This window comes from Bradyrhizobium sp. SZCCHNR3119 (assembly GCF_032487775.1).
Lineage (GTDB): Bacteria > Pseudomonadota > Alphaproteobacteria > Rhizobiales > Xanthobacteraceae > Bradyrhizobium.
In genome coordinates this window covers 935199-951547 of the sequence record NZ_JAUEUV010000001.1, presented here as the reverse complement: position 1 = coordinate 951547, position 16349 = coordinate 935199, and the positions used below count along the sequence as shown (strand labels likewise).

The following is a 16349-nucleotide window of genomic DNA, read 5'->3' as shown; positions in this document are numbered from 1 at the left end:
ACGCTTGCATGAAGGTCGCATTCGCTACCCAGGACTTGAAGAGGGTCGACGCGCATTTCGGCTGGGCCAAGAACATCGCGATCTACGATGTGAACCCGGAAGGACATCGCTTCGTTGAAGCTGTCGAGTTCGACGGCGACCTGAAGGAGGATGGCAACGAGGATAAGCTCGCGCCGAAGATCGACGCGATCAAGGATTGCGCCATCCTCTACGTCGCCGCGATCGGCGGCTCGGGGGCTGCGCGTGTCGTCGCCAACAACATCCATCCGATGAAAGTCAATCAGCCCGAAGAGATCACCGATCTGCTCGGCAAGTTGCAGGATGTATTGAAGGGCAACCCGCCGCCTTGGCTGCGCAAGGCGCTGGCCAAGGGCCAGGAGCGCGTACTCGATTTCGAGGAATGAGGATCAATCATGTCTGATACAGCGGTCGTAATCGAAGCCGTGCCTGATCTGGAGCGGCCTTTCGTCAAGGAACTGATCAAGATCTGGCGGGCGCAGGACACCCACGGCGCCTGGGAGGGTAAGAGCGACGTCGATCTGCTCGATCCCTACATCCTGGACAAGGAGAAGCGGCGGGCGCTGCCGATCATCGGAGATCCAGATCCCGAAACGATCTGGCGGATGGAGCTGTTCTACAACGCGGTTGCACTCTCGATCGAGAGGGCGACGGGCGTGATGATCTCGCCGATGCTCAAGATGAGCCATGAAGGTTTTGGTCGCATGGTGCTGATCGGGGGCCGCCTGATCGTCGTCAACAAGCAGCTCCGTGACGTGCATCGTTTCGGCTTCGACAATCTCGGCAAGCTCGCCGACGAGGGGGACAAGTTCGTCAAGTCCGGCGTCGAGATGATCGAAAAGTTCAAAGACGTCGCAAACTACTGAGAACGGCGAGGAGAAGCGATGAGCGACCTGGAAACGCTGAAAGCAGAAATCAAGAAGCTTTCCGCACGTGCGATGCAGGCCAAGATGAACCTTCATGATCTGTCGGAGGAGCTCCCGATCAACTGGGATCAGATTCTCCCGACCGCGCAGAAGGCGCACGAGGCGTTTTCCGAACTGGAGAAGAAGCGTGCCGAGCTGAAGAAGCTCGAGGCTGCCTGATCCGCTCCACGTGGTTCAAGAAGGACAGAGCGTCATGTCGAATGCAACTCGCGACGGCCGCGACTGGCGGCCAGATTATCTGGTCGCGATCGATGCCCAAAAGTGTATCGGCTGCGGCCGCTGTTACAAGGTCTGTGGCCGCGAGGTCATGACCTTGAAAGGGATCAACGATGAAGGCGAGTTCGTCGAACTCGACGACGATGAAGACGACGAGGTCGAGAAGAAGATCATGGTCATGAATGACACTGGTGCCTGCATCGGCTGCGGCGCCTGCGCCCGTGTCTGTCCGACCAACTGCCAGACCCATACGCCTGCGCCTTGAGATCAGCGAGTTCGGCATGAGCGCCATCGAAGCCAAGTTCACGATCGGACAGGTGACCCGGCACCGCGTCTATGACCTGCGTGGAGTGGTGTTCGACATCGATCCGGCGTTCTCCGACGACGAGGGATGGCGCGCCATCACGATGGATGCGCGTCTCACCAGGGAGCAACCGTTCTACTATCTGCTCGCCGAGTGCGGTGACAGCAGCTATATCGCCTACGTGCCGGAGCAGAACCTGGTCGCGGATGTCTCGGGTGAGCCGGTGCAGCATCCCGACATCGGGGCGCTGTTCGATATGGATGATGACGGTGCCTATCGCTATCGCGGCCGGATTTTTCAGTGAATCCGCCGCGAGGGCAGACGGCATTGGCCGCGTAAGGCGTGAGTTCGCCATGCCGTCATTGCGAGGCGCGTAAGCGCCGAAGCAATTCAGGACTCGGTCCGCTGAAGCAGCCTGGATTGCTTCGCTCGCAATGACGAATTCAACGCGCGTAAAGGCCCGTCACTCGATCCCCTGTTCGCGGGCTTTCCACATCGCCGCGATCCGGAACCGTTCGTTGATGGCGGTGGGATTAGCCAGGATCTCCGCCTGGGCGGCCGCGAACGCCTTCTCGACGATCTCGGCCTGTTCCTTGGTCAGGGTGACGCGTCCGGCCATGTAGGCAGCATCGGGCGCCGCCTGCCAGATCTTCCGCCGGTTCGGATGCATCTTCACTTCGACCAGCTCGAAGGCTTCGAGCTCGCCATCGAGACAGATCGCGAGCCCGACCACCTCGAGCTTGCGGCCGTCTTCAGTGGTCTTGACCAGAGTCCTTGCCATGCTTCAGCTCCCGTCTGGTATGATTGTCACGCCGCCGCCGGCGTGTCGTCGGTCAGGCTCCATTCCGCCCACGAACCGTCGTAGACGGCCGCGCTCGGAATCCAGAGCCGATACAGCGCCAGTGCGACCATGCACGACGTGATGCCGGAGGCGCAGCTCGTCAGGATCGGCTTGTTCAAATCGATGCCGGCCGCGGCAAAGCGCGCCGCAAGCGCGTCCGGCCCGAGCAGCACGCCGGTATCCGCATCGACCAGATCGGCCCAGGGCACATTGGTCGCCCCTGGAATATGTCCCTGCCGCCGGAAGGCGAACACATCGGCCTGACTGCCGTCGAACTTACCGGGACCTCGCGCGTCGATCAGTTGCGCTGCGCCGGTCTGCAGGTTGGCCGTGACGTCGGCGAGGGTGGCGACCAGGTTGCCATTGAAGCTTGCCTTGAAGCTGTTCGGCGCGGGACGCACCGGTGTCATCTCCGCCGGCAGCTTTTCCTTGGTCCACTTTCCGAAGCCTCCGTCGAGCATCGCAACGTTGTCGTGCCCGAATACGCGGAACATCCACCATACCCGCGCGGCGGCCGCGCCGCCATAAAGGCGATCATAGACGATCACGCGATCCGCATTGCCGATGCCGAGCAGCCCGACCTTGTGCGCAAAATCCTCTGCGCTCGGTAGCATGTGCGGCAACGCGGTCGATTTGTCGGCGACCTGATCGATGTCGAAATGCACGGAGCCCGGCAGATGCCGGCCGCGATATTGGGTGCGGCCATCCAGATTGGTGCTCGGATGATGCCAGGTGCAATCGAGGACCTTGACCTCGGGATCCGTCAGATGCGCCGCCAGCCATTCCGTGCTGACCAGGGCGTCACAGGCTTCCGTGCTCATGGGTGTTGGCTCGTGATGTCGCGAACATGAAAGGGGACAGGCGGCACAGGTCTTGGACCGTGCTCAGAGCGTTTTCGGCATCGCATAGCCGGGGCGCGGATGTGCATCGTAGTATTCCGGCCGCTCCGGCCAGCCACCCTCGGCGATGATCTTGAAGCTCGCAATCTTGACCGGCGCGCCCGGAGAGCACGACACTTCGGCAAATTTGATCTCGCGCTCGCCCGGGCCGGCGGAGAAATCCGCCACGGTGCTGCCGTCCGCCTTGCGGGCGCGAGCGAAGCCGGGCGTGCCGACCGTCGAGGCGGGCACCGAGGCCGCAACGAAATTAGGTTCTTCCAGCCCATCCTTGGACGGACCGAACGCCGGCGAGCCGAAGGTGAACGTCGCGAGTACGCCGCTGCGATCGACCGCCTTGTCGGCCGTGATGGGGCGCGCCACCGAATAGACCGTCAGTGTCCCGCCATCCAGGGCGGTCTTGATGTCATCCAGCGAGCTTTCGACGAAATCCAGCGCAACGTTCATGTCGATCTCCTTACACAAAGGTGTTGGGATCGAAATTTTCAAGTTTTGTGCCAGTTCGTCATGGCCGCACTGGCAGACTGTGGCTCGGCTGCGGAGTTGCGCGAATCTTGCAGCGCCGATCGCGAGTGGAGCCGATCGGGGCGGTGCGATGGTTCGTGCCGGCCGATCTCGGGAATACCATTGAAGGACGAGGACCGACATGACCACCAACGTCGCTTACGCGATCTGCAGCATTAATGACATCCCGAGCCGCCGCGCCATGGGTTTCAATTTGATGATCGTCGAGGAGGACGGCACCAAGCGGCCGTGGCCGATCGTCGTCGTGCGCTGGGGCAAGCAGGTGTTCGGCTACGTCAACCAATGCCCGCATGACAAGGTCAATCTCGACTGGGAGCGCAATCAGTTCCTCGATCCGAACGGGCTGCGCATCTTGTGCGGCAAGCATGGATCGCTGTTCGAGATCGGCACCGGCACCTGTGTGGACGGGCCTTGCAAGGGCGAGAGCCTGACGCCGGTGGCACTGGCCTTGCTGGATGACGATATCTGCGTCACCGGCGTGACGCTCGTCGAGGACGACGAGGTCCTCCCCGACGAGGAGCACGAGGAGAATTGAACGGATCAGCCCGGCCTACACCGGGCGGTTCTCGTTGCGGTTCTTGACCGGCTCCATCTTGGCCAGGGCGTCGGCATAGGCGACGAGTTCGAACGGCTCGCTGTAGCCTTTGGCCGCGTCCAGAACGTAATCGAGCTTGCCCGCGGTATCGAGCTTCTTGATGTCGTTCTTGTCGATCGAGAGCAGATCGAGCATCTCCTTCCACACTGTGGATTCGTCACAGGGCAGCACATAGAAGGTGATGTCGCCTATCTTGATGCGGTATTTCACCAAGAGGTCGATGTTGTTGCAGAACATGAAGTAGCTGCCGTCGGGGCGCAGCAGGTCGTTCAAAACCTCAGCCGCAGCTTCGAGATAGGCGAGGGAATGGATGTAGCCGGCCAGCACCGGAATGGTGCTCTCGCCGTCCTGGACCACCGTCAGGACCTGCTCGACCGAGAAGTCCGGTGGCCGCTTCTCGTCGGCGACCTGAGCCTGGAATTTGAGCGCGATGTCACCGCGGAAGCCAAATCGCCCGGGCTTCGTCGTCGGCCCCTTCAGCACCGCGTTGAGCAAGCGACCTTCCTGGTCGAGGCGCGCCAGCGCCGTGGTTTCGATTGCGACCGTCTTCTCCATCGTCGTCATCAACAATCCCTCGCATGTCCCTGTGTCATGAGCCGTCTCGCCGCACGGCGCGGTCGAAGGGGCGCGATGCAAATTGTCTGCCGCAGCCGGTTGAGCCCTGTTTTGACTATGGTTTTGGCCCTCGTCGTGCGGCGTTGTCGGATTTGTGCCGAACGACCGCCGACAGCAGGGCCCGGCGGGCATGAACCTGTCCTGTCGGAAACCCGACACGCGTCGGAAACGTCACAGCGCCGAACCGGAAAATTGAGGTAGATCAATTAATTGCTGCGTGGCACGAGACTTGCCAACCGCTTAGCCAACGGCCGAAAGCAACAAGGGCTATGCGATGATGATCAATCTGACCGACAGCGCAATCAATGCGGTGCGTAACGCGATCACGACCTCGGACAAGCCGGTCGACGGCTTGCGGATCATGGTGGAAGCGGGCGGCTGCGCCGGGCTGAAATACAATATGGGCCTGGTCAGCGGCACCGAGCCGGAAGACACCGTGATCGAGCGCGAAGGCGTGCGTGTCCTCGTCGATCACAAGAGCCTCGAATATCTCGAAGGCACCACGATCGATTTCGTCGTGGCGCTGGAAGGCTCCGGCTTCACCTTCGAAAATCCCAACGCGAAATCGAGCTGCGGCTGCGGCAAGTCTTTCGCTTGAAGTGGCCTTCGCCTGATCCTGACAGACATCGAAAGAAGTAAATCATGCTGGTCGAATCCCAGGGCATTACCGAAGCGCCGGCGGCGATGAGCGAGCGCGAGCGTATCATCCGGGCGGTCATCGAGGAGGTCCGCCCGAATCTGAAGCGCGACGGCGGCGACTGTGAGCTCGTCGAGATCGACGGCAACAAGATCCTCGTGAAGCTCGCCGGCGCCTGCATCTTCTGCAAGCTTGCCAGCGCGACGCTGGAGGGGATCCAGGCGCGAATGATCGAGAAGCTCGGCGAATTCGTCCGGCTGGTTCCAGTGGCCGGCGCACCGAAGGCGCGGCATTAAGGAGCGCTCGTGCGTCCGGTCTATCTCGACAACAATGCCACGACCCGCGCCGATCCTGCGGTCGTGGCGGCGATGTTGCCGTTTTTCTCGGACCAGTTCGGCAATGCCTCGTCCTCGCATGCCTTCGGGAGCGAGGTCGCGGGCGCGCTCCGGCAGGCGCGAAAGCACCTCCAGGCCCTGCTCGGAGCCGCCTTCGATCACGAGATCGTCTTTACCTCCGGAGGTACCGAATCCGATAATGCGGCGATCCTGTCCGCGCTGGAGACCCAGAGCGGGCGTGACGAGATCGTCACCACCGCGGTGGAACATCCCGCAATCCTGTCGCTGGTCGAATATCTGCGAGATCGTCGCGGCATCACAGTTCATCTGATCGGGGTCGATACTGCTGGCAGCCTCGATCTGGAAGCCTACAAACATGCGCTGAGCCCACGCACCGCGATCGCATCCGTGATGTGGGCCAACAATGAGACCGGCACGCTGTTTCCGATTTCGGAGCTGGCGCAGCTGGCGCACGCGTGCGGCGCGCTGTTCCACACCGATGCGGTGCAGGCGGTCGGCAAGCAGCCGATCGATCTGAAGGCTGCAGGGGTCGACATGCTGTCGCTGTCCGGACACAAGCTGCACGGGCCCAAGGGCATCGGTGCGCTGTATGTGAGGAAAGGAACGCCGTTCGCGCCACTGGTGCGAGGCGGCCCACAAGAGCGCCGGCGGCGCGGCGGCACCGAGAACGTTCCCGCGATCGTCGGGCTCGGCAAGGCAGCCGAGCTCGCCGCCACCCATCTTGCCGATGAGCAGACCCGAGTCCGCGCGCTGCGCGACCATCTGGAGCAGGGGATCATCGAGACGATCGGGCATTGCGCGGTGCTCGGCGATCTCGATCATCGCCTGCCGAACACGTCCAACATCGCGTTCCAGCATCTGGAGGGCGAGCCGATCGTGATGCGCCTGAACCAGGCTGGCATCGCGGCCTCGCTCGGCTCGGCCTGCGCATCCGGCTCGATGGAACCGTCGCATGTGCTGCGCGCCATGAACGTGCCGCCCGACCTGTTGCGCGGCGCCGTTCGCTTCTCGCTGTCGCGCGACAATACGATCGACGATGTCGAGCGTGTCCTGCACGTCCTGCCCGAGATCATCGGCAGGCTGCGCGAGACCTCGCCATCCTGGCAGCAGCATCGGTCCTCGCAATCGGCGGACGCATTACGACCCACGGAGTTCACGCAATGAAAGTCATGATCCGCCGCTCGCCGGAAACGGGCCTCTCGATCTACGTGCCGAAAAAGGATCTGGAGGAGCCGATCGTCGAGGTCGAGCACGAGACCCTCTGGGGCGGCTGGATCCGCATCGCCAACGGCTGGGTGCTCGACCTACCCGAGATGGCAAAGGACACGAGGCTTCCGATCACGATCAATGCGCGCAAGCGCGGTGACGAGGGGGACGAGTGATGAACGCGCCGCTCCCTCATATCGACATCATCAAGCAGGCCGACGCTGAAGCGCTGCTCAAGGACGTGGTCCAGCGGCTCAGGGTCGGCCACGTCGTGCCGTATCTGGGGCCGGCGGTGTCCGAGCAGTCGGGTGCCCCGGTGCCGATGAGCCCGGAGGCGCTGGCCGCCTTCTTCGGCACCAAGGTCGCGCTGCCGCGGCGGGCCAAGGGCAATGCCTGGGCCTCCGCGCAGCATATCGAGAGCACGCGTCATCGTTCGACCGTCACCTCGCTGATGGCGGAGGCGTTTGCGACGCCGGTGCCGCCGACGCCGTTGCATCAGCATCTGGCATCGCTGCCACTGCCGATGATCGTCGACAGCTGGTATGACGGTGCCATGCGCGAGGCGCTCGCTGCTCGCGCCAATTGGGGCGAGGTGCAGGGCATCACCCGGGCCGGCATCGGCGAGGACCGCTGGTATCGCTTCTATGATGCATCGGGGACCGAAGCGGACCGCGACAAGGCGCCGAGCTGGACCACGCTGCTTTACAAGCCGCATGGCGGCATCACGCCCGCGAAAAACTTTCTGATCACCGATGCCGATTATGTCGAAGTGCTGACCGACATCGACATCCAGACGCCGATTCCGGACGCGGTGAAGGATCGACGGGCCGATCGCAGCTTTCTGTTCATCGGCTGCCGCTTCAACGACCAGCTGCTGCGGACCTACGGCCGCCAAGTCATCAAGCGCTCGGGCTCCGAGCACTATGTCCTGGTCGAGCCGGACACGCTCTCGAAGAACGAGCTGAAATTCTTCATCGCCGAGCGGTTGACACCGATTGCCATTCCGCTGGCGCGTGCCACCGAGATCATCATCGGCGCCTGAGCGCTGCTGTTATTGGAACCTCGAACAGCGCGGCCGCAAGCCGCGCTGTTTTGCTGTCGGCCAAGGTCGCGCTGGGCAGTCTGTAACGTTTCTAACATGGACGCGAGCGCGAGGCCTTCGCATGTTGGCAAGGCGACAGGCGCCGTGGTTTTGCTAACACGTTGATAGTCCGACAAAATGATGATGTCCGCGGCGTGGCACGCGAGTTGCTCAACATCCCGTAAGGCGGTTTGCGGCTCGCCAGCAACGTAAGGAGCGGACATGGACGCATCAGTTCAGCACGAACAGGCGACGATACCGGACGGCGAGAAGCTTAGCGCCGTCATGCAGACCATCGCAGAACACAAGGGCTGCGGCACCTCGGGCGGTAGCGGCAAAGCGAGCTGCGGATCGGGGGCGGGAGAGGGCGACCTGCCGCCGGAAATCTGGGAGAAGGTCAAGAACCATCCCTGCTACAGCGAGGAAGCGCACCACCACTACGCCCGTATGCATGTGGCCGTGGCGCCTGCCTGCAACATCCAGTGCAATTACTGCAACCGCAAATATGACTGCGCCAATGAGTCGCGTCCGGGCGTCGTCAGCGAGAAGCTGTCACCTGAGCAGGCCGCCAAAAAGGTGCTCGCCGTCGCCTCGACCATCCCGCAGATGACGGTGCTCGGCATCGCCGGCCCGGGCGATCCGCTCGCCAATCCCGAGAAGACCTTCAAGACCTTCGAGCTGATCGCGAAGACTGCGCCCGACATCAAGCTGTGTCTGTCGACCAACGGCCTCGCGTTGCCAGACCACGTCGATACCATCGCGGGCTTCAACGTCGACCACGTCACCATCACCATCAACATGGTCGATCCCGAGATCGGCGCGAGGATCTATCCCTGGGTGTTCTGGAAGCACAAGCGCTACACCGGCGTCGAGGCGGCCAAGCTGCTCACTGATCGCCAGCTGCAGGGGCTGGAGATGCTGACCGAGCGCGGCATTCTCTGCAAGGTCAACTCGGTGATGATCCCGGGGGTCAACGACAAGCATCTGGTCGAGGTGAACAAGGCGGTGAAGTCGCGCGGCGCCTTCCTGCACAACATCATGCCGCTGATCTCCTCGCCCGAGCATGGCACCGTATTCGGCCTCACCGGCCAACGTGGTCCGACGGCGCAAGAGTTGAAGGCGCTGCAGGACGAGTGCGAAGGCGAGATGAACATGATGCGGCACTGCCGCCAGTGCCGTGCCGACGCCGTCGGCCTGCTTGGCGAAGACCGCTCGGCCGAGTTCACCACCGACAAGATCATGGCGATGGAGGTGAACTACGACATCGATTCGCGCAAAGCCTACCAGGCTGCGGTCGAGGAGGAGCGCGTCGCCAAGGTCGTCGCAAAGCAGGAGGAGCTGGCCTCGCTCGCAGGTCAATCCAGCGACATCAAGCTGCTGGTTGCGGTCGCGACCAAGGGCTCTGGCTTGATCAACGAGCATTTCGGTCACGCCAAGGAGTTCCAGGTCTACGAGCTCTCCACCGCTGGCGCCAAGTTCGTCGGTCATCGCCGCGTCGATCTGTACTGCCAGGGCGGCTATGGCGACGAGGACAGTCTCGAGACCGTGATCCGCGCCATCAACGACTGTCACGCGGTATTCGTGGCCAAGATCGGCGGTTGCCCGAAGAGCGATCTGATCGCGGCAGGCATCGAGCCGGTCGACGAGTATGCGCATGAGTTCATCGAGAAGTCCGCGATCGCCTGGTTCAAGGGATACCTCGAAAAGGTCAATAGTGGAGAGATGGCGCACGTCGTGCGCGGTGACGCCGAAATCCGCCAGGGCGCACTCATCTCGGCGGCGTAAATCTGGATCTCGGCGGCGCCAGGGGCGCCGCCGAGCCTTTCGACAGGAGCAATCGATGACTTTGAAGATCATTGCCTCGCAGTGCACGAGCTGCTCGGCCTGCGAGCCCGAATGTCCGAACGTGGCGATCTCGGAGAAGAACGGCACGTTCGTGATCGACCCCAAGAAGTGCACCGAATGCATCGGTCATTTCGATGAGCCGCAATGCGCCGCGGTCTGCCCGGTCGACAACACCTGTGTGATCGACACGTCCTTTCCGCGCTATCAGCCGCCGGCCTAAAGAGGGAGAGATCGATGAACTTTACGATCACGCCCGCGGCGCAAAAATTCATGCGGATGATGCTGCGCATCGACGGAGCGGCGGGAAGCGGCTTCAGGCTGGCGGTGTCGCCCGGTGGTTGCTCCGGGCTCGCGGCCGACATCAGTGTGGTCGGCACGCCGCTCACTGGCGATGCCGTGGTCGAACGCGACGGCGTGCGCCTGTTCCTGCCCGCGGAGAGCCGGCTGCTGCTGGACGGCGTAACGATCGACTTCGTGGATACCGCGGCCCAGACCGGCCTCGTGTTCCACGATCCCAAGCAGGTGTCGTGTTCAAGCCACGCCGAAAAGGCGCTGCAGTAGCAGGGGAAGGCTCAAATGACCACGGATGCCCGGGCCAATTCGCAGTCTGCCATCGAGGATGCGTTGCTTGCCGACGCCTTGCTCGGTGGCGGCCTGCCGGAGGAGGCCGAGTATCATCTGTGGCAGGCGGGCCTGAGCTACCATCTCGACGATGTGGCGGAGGACCATCTGAAGCAGGCCAGGTCGCTGGCGCCGGATCATGCCGCCGTCCTGATCGGCTTCTACCGGTTCTACTTCTACAAGGGACGGCTGGCCGAGGCACTGCAGATCGCGAAGCAGTGCCTCGCCAAGGCCGCTGTGGAAAACCGGCTCCCGCCGCATTGGCGTGACGTTCGCGCCACCCATGCGGACTTCGGCGATTATGGGAACATCCTGCCCCGCTTCTTTCTCTTCACTCTGAAGGGCTATGCCTATCTGCAGATGCGGCTCGGCAATCTGGTGGAAGGCCGGCTGGCCGTGCAGAAGCTGCTCGAGCTTGATCCAAGCGACAAGGTCGGTGCGCGCGTGTTGCTCGACGTCGTCGACCGTGTGGGGCTTGACGATGACTGACGACATCGACGAAGCCATCGACTGGCAGGGCAACGAGATCAGTTGTGCCGGCTGCACTCATGACGCGATGCGCGCCTCCGGCGGCTGCAAGCTCAAGCATGCGTGTGTCCACGACCGCTACGCCCGCCGGATCGATCGCTTCTTCAACTGGAATCCGGCACTGGCCAACGATTACGTCAAGCACCCGCATTTCGAGGTGCGCGCGATCGCGGCCAAGCATGCCAGCCTGTTTCATCTGCCGCCGCTGCTCGACGACCCCGAGGAGACGGTCCGCTGGAACGCGGCGCGACGGCTGCCGAAGCGCCTGGTCCTGCGGCTGCGCAACGATCCGCATCGTGAAGTGCGAATCCGCATTGCCACCGTCATCGACCCCGAAGATCTGATGCCGATGATGATGGACGAGGACTATTACGTCCGGCTCGTCGTCGCCCGCCGGATCGTTCCGTCCGTGCTCGGACGCATGATGGGGGATCCGGAAGCCGAGGTGCGCCGCGTCGTGGCGCGGCGTATTCCTTCCGACTGGCTGCTCGGTGCGGCGAGTGATCCGGATCCACGGGTCAGGCTGGAGGTGGCGGAGCGCCTGTCGTCCGATCTTTTGACTGTCATGCGCAACGATCCCGACTGGCGGGTTCGCTACGAGGTCGCGAGCCGCATTCCATTGCGCGAAGTGTCGGGACTGGCGGACGACGAGGATCCGCTGGTGCAGGAGATGGTCCGCAACAGGCTGCAGAATCGATCGGGATTGCCGATGGAGAAACCGGCATGAGCAATATCGTCAGAGACAGCGATGTCGTCGAGTTGTCCGCGCCGCCCTTCTTCGGCTTCGGCGAGAAGGTGAAGGCGAAACGGACGATCCGCAACGACGGTACCTACGCCGGCAAGGAAATTGGCGAGATCCTCGCGAAGAAGGGTGAGATTGGCTACGTCGTCAGCATCGGCACATTCCTGCAGCAATTTTATATCTACGGCGTCGAGTTCCTTGAAAGCGGCAACCGCGTCGGAATGAAGCGCAAGGAGCTCGAACTCGCGGTTCCACGCGAGGAGCTCGATGACGAACTGCCGCTGCCGGGAGCAACCAAGTCATGATCGAACCACGCCAGCCGAAATATCAGTGGGGGCAGCGCGTGAAGGCGCTGATCGATCTGCGCAACGATGGATCGTTCCCCGATGCGCCGCCGGAAGGTCTTCTGGTCGGCATCGGCGATACGGGCGAGATCGTGCAGGTCGGGACGCACACCGAGGCCAACATGCCGATCTATCTGGTGGAGTTCGGCGAACGGCTGGTTGTCGGCTGCCTGGAAGAGGAGATCGTCCCGCTCTAGGGAGATCAATGCGCCATGGCTGCCATCGCGATCAAATCCTTGCCGATCATTCCTGCGCATCCGAACGAACTGGATCGCAAGCGGATCGAGCGCGCGTTGAAATCGCGCAAGCGGTATCGCTATGTCGAACCTTTCGTCGAGCCGGCGACCGACGGCTATCATATCAAAAGCCCGTGCTGCTCGCGCAATATCGACAAGGCCGGCGGCATCGTCGATGTCGCACTGCTCTGCCACGATCGGGTGAACGGGATGTGGCGGCTGCTCTGGAAAGACCACGGCAAAGGCGCCTGGGACTTGCACAGCGTGCATCAGCGGCTGACCGCGGCTCTGCACGAGCTGAACCTCGATCCGGAACGGATATTCTGGCAGTAGAGCGAAGGGACGGGCGATGGCACTTGCCGAGCAGGAATTGAGCGAGATCGAGCAGGTCCTCACCGGGCCCGACGCGAGCGGCCTTGCCTTTGGTGAACTCCGGAAGCGGTTTCCGCATCTCGCGTTGACCAGATGCGATGCCTCCGACGTGACGGAAGCGCCGTTCCGCAGCTATCCCGCCTTTGATCTGCATCTGCTCGATGCCAGCGACCACTGCGCCCAGGTGACCGCCGATCCGGCGCGAGCGACGGGGCTGATCCTGGCCAAACGGAGCGAGCGATCATGAGCAAGCCGGTCTTGGTTCACGATGCCGACAGGATCGACGACGAGGAGACGGTCCTCACCCCCGTGAGTTCCGGGTTCATTCCGCTGTCGGATCCCGACATCACGGTGGCCGAAATCGAAGCGGTCGAGGCGAGCTTGCGTTCGCCGCGGCTGTCGAACGGTCCGTTGGTCGAAGAGTTCGAGGCCGCGTTTGCCGCCTATCTCGGCCGCAAATATGCGATCGCGGTTCCGAGCGGCACGCTTGGGCTCCTGATCGCGTTGAAGGCCTACGATATCGGTCCCGGCGACGAGGTGATTGCTTCGTCCTATTCCTTTCGCGAGATCGCGCATGCGATCAGCATCGTGGGCGCACGCCCCGTGTTTGCCGACATCGACTATTATTCCGGCACGCTCGCGCCGGCCAAGGTCGAGACACGGATCACCGAGAAGACCAAGGCGATCGTGGTCGGAAACACCAATGGCCATCCGGCGCAGTGGACTGACTTGCGCGAAATGGCGAAGAAGCACCGGCTGCCGCTGCTCGAAGATTCCACCGAGGCGATCGGCTCGAAATATAAGGGAGCGCTGGTCGGGAGCTTCGGCGAGGTCGCCATTTTCGACTTCGGCCAGCCCTTCGCAATGACCTGCGGCGAGGGCGGCATGGTCGTCACGGATGACGTTGATCTCGCGGTCGCGATGCGGCGGCATCGATCGCATCGTCTGGACGAGCGTGCCTCGGTCGTTGTCAGCAGCGCGGCATCTCACCATGCGGTCATGAGCGACGTGACGGCAGCGCTCGGTCTGGCGCAGCTGAAGCGGATCGAGGAGATCCTCGAGCGCCGCAAGCTGATCGAGCAGATTTATTACAGCCAGGTGCAATCGTTTGAAGGCATCAAGGACCCCTATGTCGGACCCGATGTCACGGATGTGAACTGGTTTCTTTATCAGGTGCACCTCGGCACGCGCTTTTCGCGGTCGAGCCGTGATTCGATCGTCGAGGATCTGCGGGTGGAGCGGGTCGAAGCGGTTGCTTATTCGAATCCGCTGCATCTGCAGCGGCATTATTTCGATCTCGGCTATCGCCGCGGCGATTATCTGGTGACGGAAAAGGTCGCAGATCGCGTCGTGGCGTTGCCGTTCCACGTCCACCTCACCGCCGACCAGATCGCCTTTATCGTTGCGACGATGAAGGACGCATCGGTCAATGTCGGTGCAGGATCGGCAATCTATTAGAGCAAGTCAAACTGGAGAAGGAGAATCCAATGACAACCTTGACGGTGATGCCCGCGGGCCAGACCATCGAAGTCGGCGAGGGAACGACCATCCTCGCTGCGCTGCTCGGGGCCAATATCGAAATCCAGCATAAATGCGAGGGACAGGCGAAATGCGGCTCCTGCCACATCTTCGTGCATGAAGGCCGCAAGGGCGTCTCCAAGGTCGCAAAGCTCGAGAACGAGAAGCTCGACACCATCGTCGGCGTCGGCTCGAAGTCCCGCTTGGCTTGCCAGGCGACGATCCTCGGCACCGAGAACGTCAAGATCGAACTTCTGGGCTTTGCCTCGGGTCTGTGACGCGTAAGGAGGATCAGATGGAACAGCAGAACGTCGTGGTTCATGTCAGGTTCGCCTCGGACGGCACCGTCGCTGAGATCGGCGAGCGTCCGTCCGGACTTACGCCACAGCAATGGTTCGACCGGCTGAGCGATGCTATCGGCATGAAAGCGTATCAGACCTTCGCGGGGGGGCGTGGCGTGTTCAAGGTTGCACGCGAGCAGGTCGACGCCCTGAAGACCGCTGTGGCGTCCTGATAGGGCGACCGGCGAAGCTATGAAGTCTGGGCGGCCAGCATGACAAGCGGTGTGGAGCAGGACACGCGTTTCTTTGTGTCCTATACCGGAGTCAGGCTGCCGCTACGGCTCGTCAACGCGATCGCGCCGGACCAGCTGTCGAACCGCAACACCTTCATCCGGGGCTACTTCGATCGCGCCGGCGCCTTGATGGGCTTCGAGAAGGTGGTCTATGGCGAGATCGAGCTCATCCATCGGTATCATTATCACGCCAACGGTACGTTGAGCCGCGCAGAGATCGTGATGTTGGATGAGGACCCGGTGACGTTGCGTTTCGACGACACTGGAGCTCAGATTGCCGGGGTCGCCAACGCGTAACGTGTGGAGGAGCCGGATCCGTGACGGTTGCCAAGTTGATCGAGGCCCTTGCGAGCATGCCGAGGGACGCTATCGTCCTGATGGACAGCGGCGCAGGACTCTCCCGGGTTGACGCGCTTCAGCTCATCGACGAGCAGGGGCCGGGCGCGCCGGCCGAGGTGATCCTGCAGCCCAGCATGGACGAGTAGCAAGAGAGCGGAAAGCACTGATGTCCGAGACGGAAACGGTCGTAACACCCTATCAGCGGATCGGCGGTGCCATCATCGTCGACCGGCTGGTCGAAGCCTTCTATCGGCGCATGGACAGCCTGCCGGAAGCCAAGGTGATCCGCGACATGCACCCGAACGATCTCGGACCGACCAAGCGGACCTTGAAGCGGTATCTTTCGGAATGGCTGGGCGGCCCAAAACTCTACTCGCCGGAGAAGGGTCATCCGCGGCTCCGCCAGCGCCATATGGGCTTCAGCATCGGAGCTTCCGAGCGCGACGCCTGGTTGCTCTGCATGCGTGGCGCGCTCGAGGAGACCGTGGCCGACGCGCAAGCGCGGCAGGATGTCGATGCCGCCATGACCAAGCTCGCGGACTGGATGCGCAACCAGGCCGGCAATCCGCACGATGCGCGCGCAGCACGGCCTTGAGTTGAGATTTCACGAGACGGCAGGATGAGCAACGGCTGTTAGGGCCGGCAAGGCGAAGCTTACCCACCGACTGTGTCGCCGATGACATCGATGGACTGGCGGGCACGGCGCACTTCGATCGACGCGACCAAATGCGGCCGGTGCCGCCTTCCCCCTATGGATCTATGACCGGTGCACACAACGGCACACCGAAAAAGCTCTCATCGTCGCCGCCCCAGGCGCGATGCAGCGCCAGCGCGTTCTGCCATTGCGACAGTTCGGCGTCGCTGGCATTGCGATGGGTGATTTTGCCGTCCGGCTTGTCGGCGAGCAGATACGGCTTGCCGTTCCGGATGAACCGGTTGAGATCCTTGGTGTCGTTGGGCCGCACCACGCAGCGCGGCCGCTCGTCGATCAGGATCGTGGTCGGCAGCATCGCG

At 62.4% G+C, this 16349-nt stretch carries 31 protein-coding genes; 26 read left to right on the top strand and 5 right to left on the bottom strand.

What is annotated here, in order from left to right; all coding sequences use genetic code 11:
• Positions 1-8: 8 nt before the first annotated feature.
• From nifX to hspQ, 5 genes are read left to right on the top strand one after another with little or no spacing between them, the layout of a single operon-like run.
• Positions 9-404, top strand: a complete 396-nt coding sequence (gene nifX / locus QX034_RS04580; RefSeq protein WP_315704673.1) for a nitrogen fixation protein NifX — start codon at positions 9-11, stop codon at positions 402-404.
• A 9-nt stretch (positions 405-413) separates the two neighbouring features.
• On the top strand, positions 414-884 hold the full coding sequence (locus tag QX034_RS04575) for a NifX-associated nitrogen fixation protein (RefSeq protein ID WP_315704672.1): 471 nt from the start codon (positions 414-416) through the stop codon (positions 882-884).
• An 18-nt stretch (positions 885-902) separates the two neighbouring features.
• Complete coding sequence (locus tag QX034_RS04570; protein ID WP_315704671.1) at positions 903-1103, top strand: CCE_0567 family metalloprotein; 201 nt, start codon at positions 903-905, stop codon at positions 1101-1103.
• 34 nt (positions 1104-1137) lie between these two features.
• Complete coding sequence (gene fdxB / locus QX034_RS04565; protein ID WP_315704670.1) at positions 1138-1425, top strand: ferredoxin III, nif-specific; 288 nt, start codon at positions 1138-1140, stop codon at positions 1423-1425.
• 16 nt (positions 1426-1441) lie between these two features.
• Positions 1442-1768: a heat shock protein HspQ gene (gene hspQ, locus QX034_RS04560; protein ID WP_315704669.1), complete on the top strand. Its 327-nt coding sequence runs from the start codon at positions 1442-1444 to the stop codon at positions 1766-1768.
• Positions 1769-1927: 159 nt separating this feature from the next.
• On the opposite strand, the gene QX034_RS04555 is transcribed toward hspQ, so the two are convergent.
• The 3 genes from QX034_RS04555 to QX034_RS04545 form a co-directional block, all read right to left on the bottom strand.
• Entirely contained in the window at positions 1928-2245 is a 318-nt protein-coding gene (locus QX034_RS04555; protein ID WP_315704668.1) for a hypothetical protein, read from the bottom strand.
• 26 nt (positions 2246-2271) lie between these two features.
• The gene (locus QX034_RS04550) at positions 2272-3126 is read right to left on the bottom strand and encodes a sulfurtransferase (protein WP_315704667.1); all 855 of its coding nucleotides are present in this window, start codon (positions 3124-3126) and stop codon (positions 2272-2274) included.
• Between the two features lie 63 nt (positions 3127-3189).
• A complete protein-coding gene (locus QX034_RS04545; RefSeq protein WP_315704666.1) occupies positions 3190-3648 on the bottom strand; it encodes a hypothetical protein in 459 nt (152 codons plus the stop codon).
• Positions 3649-3847: 199 nt separating this feature from the next.
• Between QX034_RS04545 and QX034_RS04540 the strand changes: the two genes are divergently transcribed.
• Entirely contained in the window at positions 3848-4261 is a 414-nt protein-coding gene (locus tag QX034_RS04540) for a Rieske (2Fe-2S) protein (RefSeq protein ID WP_315704665.1), read from the top strand.
• A gap of 15 nt (positions 4262-4276) precedes the next feature.
• On the opposite strand, the gene QX034_RS04535 is transcribed toward QX034_RS04540, so the two are convergent.
• Positions 4277-4885 (bottom strand): hypothetical protein, encoded by a 609-nt coding sequence (locus QX034_RS04535; RefSeq protein WP_315704664.1) that lies wholly within the window; start codon positions 4883-4885, stop codon positions 4277-4279.
• A 328-nt stretch (positions 4886-5213) separates the two neighbouring features.
• Between QX034_RS04535 and QX034_RS04530 the strand changes: the two genes are divergently transcribed.
• The 20 genes from QX034_RS04530 to QX034_RS04435 all read left to right on the top strand — a co-directional run bounded on the left by QX034_RS04530 (position 5214) and on the right by QX034_RS04435 (position 15930).
• The gene (locus QX034_RS04530) at positions 5214-5534 is read left to right on the top strand and encodes an iron-sulfur cluster assembly accessory protein (protein ID WP_315704962.1); all 321 of its coding nucleotides are present in this window, start codon (positions 5214-5216) and stop codon (positions 5532-5534) included.
• A gap of 44 nt (positions 5535-5578) precedes the next feature.
• Positions 5579-5869 (top strand): NifU family protein, encoded by a 291-nt coding sequence (locus QX034_RS04525; protein ID WP_315704663.1) that lies wholly within the window; start codon positions 5579-5581, stop codon positions 5867-5869.
• 9 nt (positions 5870-5878) lie between these two features.
• Positions 5879-7093, top strand: a complete 1215-nt coding sequence (gene nifS / locus QX034_RS04520; protein ID WP_316168531.1) for a cysteine desulfurase NifS — start codon at positions 5879-5881, stop codon at positions 7091-7093.
• The gene (gene nifT / locus QX034_RS04515; RefSeq protein WP_315704661.1) at positions 7090-7311 is read left to right on the top strand and encodes a putative nitrogen fixation protein NifT; all 222 of its coding nucleotides are present in this window, start codon (positions 7090-7092) and stop codon (positions 7309-7311) included. The genes nifS and nifT overlap by 4 nt, the downstream gene beginning before the upstream one ends.
• Positions 7311-8177, top strand: coding sequence for an SIR2 family protein (locus tag QX034_RS04510; RefSeq protein WP_315741938.1), 867 nt, complete (start codon positions 7311-7313; stop codon positions 8175-8177). The genes nifT and QX034_RS04510 overlap by 1 nt, the downstream gene beginning before the upstream one ends.
• A gap of 261 nt (positions 8178-8438) precedes the next feature.
• On the top strand, positions 8439-10001 hold the full coding sequence (gene nifB, locus QX034_RS04505; RefSeq protein WP_315704659.1) for a nitrogenase cofactor biosynthesis protein NifB: 1563 nt from the start codon (positions 8439-8441) through the stop codon (positions 9999-10001).
• A gap of 55 nt (positions 10002-10056) precedes the next feature.
• Positions 10057-10281 carry a 4Fe-4S binding protein gene (locus tag QX034_RS04500; RefSeq protein WP_315741937.1) on the top strand — a complete coding sequence of 75 codons (225 nt, stop codon included), beginning with the start codon at positions 10057-10059 and terminating at the stop codon, positions 10279-10281.
• A 14-nt stretch (positions 10282-10295) separates the two neighbouring features.
• Entirely contained in the window at positions 10296-10622 is a 327-nt protein-coding gene (locus tag QX034_RS04495; protein WP_315704657.1) for an iron-sulfur cluster assembly accessory protein, read from the top strand.
• Between the two features lie 15 nt (positions 10623-10637).
• Positions 10638-11171, top strand: coding sequence for a hypothetical protein (locus QX034_RS04490; RefSeq protein ID WP_315704656.1), 534 nt, complete (start codon positions 10638-10640; stop codon positions 11169-11171).
• Positions 11164-11937: a 4Fe4S-binding leucine-rich repeat protein gene (locus QX034_RS04485; RefSeq protein ID WP_315806425.1), complete on the top strand. Its 774-nt coding sequence runs from the start codon at positions 11164-11166 to the stop codon at positions 11935-11937. The genes QX034_RS04490 and QX034_RS04485 overlap by 8 nt, the downstream gene beginning before the upstream one ends.
• Positions 11934-12257, top strand: coding sequence for a nitrogen fixation protein NifZ (locus QX034_RS04480; RefSeq protein WP_315704654.1), 324 nt, complete (start codon positions 11934-11936; stop codon positions 12255-12257). Before QX034_RS04485 ends, QX034_RS04480 begins: the two co-directional genes overlap by 4 nt.
• Complete coding sequence (locus QX034_RS04475; RefSeq protein ID WP_315704653.1) at positions 12254-12493, top strand: nitrogen fixation protein NifZ; 240 nt, start codon at positions 12254-12256, stop codon at positions 12491-12493. The genes QX034_RS04480 and QX034_RS04475 overlap by 4 nt, the downstream gene beginning before the upstream one ends.
• A 15-nt stretch (positions 12494-12508) precedes the next feature.
• Positions 12509-12865: a DUF3024 domain-containing protein gene (locus QX034_RS04470; RefSeq protein ID WP_315704652.1), complete on the top strand. Its 357-nt coding sequence runs from the start codon at positions 12509-12511 to the stop codon at positions 12863-12865.
• Between the two features lie 16 nt (positions 12866-12881).
• Positions 12882-13151 carry a hypothetical protein gene (locus tag QX034_RS04465; protein WP_315704651.1) on the top strand — a complete coding sequence of 90 codons (270 nt, stop codon included), beginning with the start codon at positions 12882-12884 and terminating at the stop codon, positions 13149-13151.
• Complete coding sequence (locus QX034_RS04460) at positions 13148-14362, top strand: DegT/DnrJ/EryC1/StrS family aminotransferase (RefSeq protein WP_315704650.1); 1215 nt, start codon at positions 13148-13150, stop codon at positions 14360-14362. The genes QX034_RS04465 and QX034_RS04460 overlap by 4 nt, the downstream gene beginning before the upstream one ends.
• A gap of 29 nt (positions 14363-14391) precedes the next feature.
• Positions 14392-14700, top strand: a complete 309-nt coding sequence (locus tag QX034_RS04455) for a 2Fe-2S iron-sulfur cluster-binding protein (protein WP_315704649.1) — start codon at positions 14392-14394, stop codon at positions 14698-14700.
• 17 nt (positions 14701-14717) lie between these two features.
• A complete protein-coding gene (locus QX034_RS04450) occupies positions 14718-14936 on the top strand; it encodes a hypothetical protein (protein WP_315704648.1) in 219 nt (72 codons plus the stop codon).
• A gap of 39 nt (positions 14937-14975) precedes the next feature.
• Positions 14976-15293: a DUF6156 family protein gene (locus QX034_RS04445; RefSeq protein WP_315806426.1), complete on the top strand. Its 318-nt coding sequence runs from the start codon at positions 14976-14978 to the stop codon at positions 15291-15293.
• A gap of 20 nt (positions 15294-15313) precedes the next feature.
• Positions 15314-15481 carry a hypothetical protein gene (locus tag QX034_RS04440; RefSeq protein ID WP_315704646.1) on the top strand — a complete coding sequence of 56 codons (168 nt, stop codon included), beginning with the start codon at positions 15314-15316 and terminating at the stop codon, positions 15479-15481.
• 20 nt (positions 15482-15501) lie between these two features.
• Positions 15502-15930 carry a group II truncated hemoglobin gene (locus tag QX034_RS04435; RefSeq protein WP_315704645.1) on the top strand — a complete coding sequence of 143 codons (429 nt, stop codon included), beginning with the start codon at positions 15502-15504 and terminating at the stop codon, positions 15928-15930.
• Positions 15931-16084: 154 nt separating this feature from the next.
• On the opposite strand, the gene QX034_RS04430 is transcribed toward QX034_RS04435, so the two are convergent.
• Positions 16085-16345 carry a hypothetical protein gene (locus QX034_RS04430; protein WP_315741933.1) on the bottom strand — a complete coding sequence of 87 codons (261 nt, stop codon included), beginning with the start codon at positions 16343-16345 and terminating at the stop codon, positions 16085-16087.
• Positions 16346-16349 lie beyond the last annotated feature (4 nt).